Annotated in this window: 4 protein-coding genes and 1 pseudogene; all 5 read left to right on the forward strand. The window is 69.2% G+C overall.

The window, feature by feature from the left end; translation table 11 throughout:
- A pseudogene (locus tag RMO97_RS18780) lies at window positions 1-339 on the forward strand (cation transporter); the annotation flags it as partial.
- 78 nt (window positions 340-417) lie between these two features.
- Complete coding sequence (locus RMO97_RS18785) at window positions 418-1,707, forward strand: serine hydrolase (RefSeq protein WP_310542537.1); 1,290 nt, start codon at window positions 418-420, stop codon at window positions 1,705-1,707.
- Window positions 1,708-1,822: 115 nt separating this feature from the next.
- Window positions 1,823-2,389, forward strand: coding sequence for a 50S ribosomal protein L21 (gene rplU / locus RMO97_RS18790; protein ID WP_310542538.1), 567 nt, complete (start codon window positions 1,823-1,825; stop codon window positions 2,387-2,389).
- A 32-nt stretch (window positions 2,390-2,421) separates the two neighbouring features.
- Complete coding sequence (gene rpmA, locus RMO97_RS18795) at window positions 2,422-2,691, forward strand: 50S ribosomal protein L27 (RefSeq protein WP_215343333.1); 270 nt, start codon at window positions 2,422-2,424, stop codon at window positions 2,689-2,691.
- 139 nt (window positions 2,692-2,830) lie between these two features.
- A partial coding sequence (locus RMO97_RS18800) for a GNAT family N-acetyltransferase (RefSeq protein ID WP_310542539.1) occupies window positions 2,831-3,232 on the forward strand: 402 nt, incomplete at its 3' end.

The following is a 3,232-nucleotide window of genomic DNA, read 5'->3' on the forward strand; positions in this document are numbered from 1 at the left end:
CGCTACCTGGGCTGGAGCTGGACCGATCCGGTGGCCGCCCTGGTGGGCGCGGCCCTGCTGGCCCACTTCGCCTGGCGGCTGCTCAGCCGCACGGGCGCCGTGCTGCTGGACGTCAATCCCAGCCCCGAGCTCACCGCGCAGATCCGCGCCCGCCTGGAGGGCGAGGGTGAGCGGGTGCTGGACCTGCATCTGTGGCGCCTGGGCCCCGGCCATCACGCCGCGATCGTCGTCCTCACCGCGACCGCTCCGCAGGCGCCTCAGGCCTATCGCGCCCGTCTGGCGGGCCTTGCGGGGCTCAGTCACGTAACTGTGGAAGTCCGCGACCACCTGACTCCTTGACCAAGGTGGCCGGATCGGCGTTTTCAAGACGTGATGAATCAAGGGCTTGGGCAGCTACGGGCTTGGAGCCGGTCGGGCGTGGACGGCGCATCCGCCCTCGGCCTGTCCCTGCTTGTCGCCAGCCTGAGAGCCCTGACCTGGATCGAGGACCGCGCGGCGGAGTGGCCCCAGGCTAGACGCGACTTCCTCTTCGACACCCGGATGTTCTGGGCCGCCCGCTGGCGGCCGGCCTCGGCCCTGGCGGTCCTGGGCGGCCTGGCCATCCTCGGCGGGACCTATGTGGCCACCGGGACGCCGGACGAGGCGCCGGCCCCCACCATCCTGGCCGCCGGAACCGGCGCGCCGCGGCCTCACGTCGCTCCGCGCCCCAAACCCGGCCCGCCGCCGGAGGCGCTGCAGAAGCGCCTGGACGAACTGGCGGCCAGCTATCGCGAACCCGTCGGCATCGCCGTGGCCGACACCAGCGAGGACTGGATGGCCCAGGTGGCCGGCGACGACGCCTTCCCCCAGCAGAGCGTCTCCAAGCTCTGGGTGGCCATGACCACGATGGACGCCCTGGACCAGGGCAAGCTCAGCCTGGACCAGGCGGTGGTCCTCGGCCCTGACGACCGCAGCGTCTTCTTCCAGCCCATCTCCCACAAGATCGGCTCCACCGGCTACGCCACCACCCTACGCGACCTGGTGCGCCGGGCCCTGATCGAGAGCGACAACGCCGCCAACGACAAGCTGCTGGCCGAGGTGGGCGGCGTCGACGCCGTGGCCGACATGCTGGCGCGCAAGAACCTCACCGGTATCCGCATGGGCGCCGACGAGAAGAACCTGCAGGCCAAGATCGCCGGCCTGACCTGGAGCCCCGAGATGGGCATCGGCGGCAATTTCAAGGACGCCCGGGCCCGGCTGCCCGACGCCGTGCGCGACGCCGCCATGCACGCCTATCTCGAAAACCCCCTGGACGGCGCGACCCCGGCCGGCGTGGCCACCGCCCTGGTGGCCCTGAAGCGCGGCGAGCTTTTGTCGCAGGAATCCACCGACACCTTCCTCGCCACCATGTCGGAGGCCCGCACCGGCCCCCGGCGCCTGAAGGGCGGCCTGCCCTCCGGCTGGTCCATCGCCCACAAGACCGGCACCGGCCAGGACTGGCGCGGCGGCTCCATCGGCATCAACGACGTCGCCGTGCTCACCGCCCCCGATGGTCGCTCCTACGCCGTGGTGGTCCTGATGAAGCGCACCACCAAGCCGGTCCCCGCGCGGCTGGCCTTCATGCAGCAGGTCTCCAGGGCCGTGGTGGCCAACTGGGAGAGCGAACGCGACGTCGCCCGCAAGACGCTGGCCAGCCTGCGTCCGGGAGAGTCTTCCGGCGGTCACTGAATCGACAGCGGCTTGCGTTGACTTGGCGGGGGTCGTCTGTATAAGTCCGCGCCTTCGCACGCAGGACCTTCCCGCGGGCGTGATCCTTTTTTGCTAAAGTCTCAAGGCGCGAACGATGTACGCGGTGATCAAAACCGGCGGTAAGCAGTACCGGGTTCAGGCGGGCGACCTTCTCGTCGTCGAAAAGCTTGAAGGTGAGCCGGGCGCCAATGTGGCCTTCGGCGACGTCCTGATGCTGGGCGATGGCGAGACCATCACCCTGGGCGCTCCGATCGTGGAAGGCGCCTCTGTCAGCGCCACCCTGATCGAGACCCGCAAGGGCCTGAAGGTCAAGATCTTCAAGAAGCGCCGCCGTCAGGGCTATCGCCGCACCCGTGGCCATCGCCAGCACGAGAGCGTCCTGCGCGTCACCTCGGTGGCCGGCGCCGGCAAGACCGTTAACTGGGACGGCGTGGTGGACATGACCACCAAGGCGGTCCTCAACGCGCGCGCCCGGAACCTGAAGCTGGAAGAGGCCGCGACCGCCAAGGCCGCGCTCGCCGCCGAAAAGGCCGCCGCGCCCGCCGCCGCCGCCAAGAAGGCTGCTGCTCCCAAGGTCGTCGCTGCGCCCAAGGCTGAAGCCGCCGAGAAGAAGCCCGCCGCGCCGAAGAAGGCCGCCGCCAAGAAGCCCGACGCCGAATAAGCGTCGGATCAAGACAAGTTTAGGAGACCACAATGGCTCACAAGAAATCTGGCGGTTCATCCCGCAACGGCCGCGACTCGGCCGGCCGTCGTCTCGGCGTGAAGAAGTTCGGTGGCGAGGCCGTCGTCGGCGGCAACATCATCATCCGTCAGCGCGGCACGAAGTTCTTCGCCGGCGTGAACGTCGGCATGGGCCGTGACCATACCCTCTTCGCCACCGCCGACGGCGCTGTGCAGTTCGTCACCAAGCGCGACGACCGCACCTATGTGAACGTGGTGGCTGCCGAGACCAACGCCAGCTAGGCGGAACCTGTCTTCTCCGGTTCCGCCCCGACGATCAGTCAGGCGGACCGGACGCAATCCCGAAAAGCGGGAGTCCGGAACGCCGGGCTCCCGCTTTTTCTGTTTCAGGGGTCCCGTCAGAGGACCCGGGAGGTTCAAGATGTGCTCCATCCAGATCGAACCCGTCATCGAGACCCAGCGGCTGCGGCTGCGCCGTCCTCGGATGACCGACGCGCCGCGCGTGGCCAAGCTTCTCAACGACCGTGACCTGGCCCGCATGACCCCCGCCGTCCCCCATCCCTATGGGCTGGAGGACGCCCAGGCCTATCTCGCCCAGGACGCCGATCCCGAGGATCGGGCCCTGTTCGTTATCGACCATCCCGAGCAGGGGCCCATCGGGGTGGTGGGTTTCGACAGCGACAACGGCCGCGTCGAGATGGGCTGCTGGATCGGCCGCCCCTTCTGGAACCTGGGATTCGCCACCGAGGCCGCCAAGGGGGCCCTGGTCTGGGCCCACAAGGACTGGAAGCGGCGCTACGTCCTGGCGCGCCACTTCTCGGAC

The sequence above is a fragment of the Phenylobacterium sp. genome (assembly GCF_031425575.1).
GTDB lineage: Bacteria > Pseudomonadota > Alphaproteobacteria > Caulobacterales > Caulobacteraceae > Phenylobacterium.